Genomic DNA, 362 nt, shown 5'->3' on the forward strand with positions numbered 1-362 from the left:
CGGATCCATGTCCCAATGCCTTTTTCGCCGAGGCTGTAGAAAGCAATCGTGGTGACGAAGATCGGATGCTGCAACAGTTCGCCGGTCGGCGAGTTCTTTCGGGCATAATCGGGATCGACCATCAGCGGATCAGTCTCGCCGCACGCCTTGTTGTAATCGAGGATATCTTCCTCAGTGATGATGAAGGTGCGCTGGGCCGGGCCGGACTGGCCGACCGTGGCATCCGCCCAGGTCTCATAGTCTTCCCAACCCGTCATGAAATCTTTGGGAAAGTGTCGCTGCTTCTCGGTTGTGACGAATTTATCTAGACGTGCGGGGACGGCCATGGCTTCCTCATCTGAAGTTACTATTATTATCGAACG

At 54.7% G+C, this 362-nt stretch carries 1 protein-coding gene; it reads right to left on the reverse strand.

Annotated elements, in window-relative coordinates; all coding sequences use genetic code 11:
- A partial coding sequence (locus I554_RS25900) for a MaoC family dehydratase N-terminal domain-containing protein (RefSeq protein ID WP_034473880.1) occupies positions 1-326 on the reverse strand: 326 nt, incomplete at its 3' end.
- Positions 327-362 lie beyond the last annotated feature (36 nt).

It is taken from the genome of Afipia sp. OHSU_II-C1, assembly GCF_000497575.1.
Lineage (GTDB): Bacteria > Pseudomonadota > Alphaproteobacteria > Rhizobiales > Xanthobacteraceae > Afipia.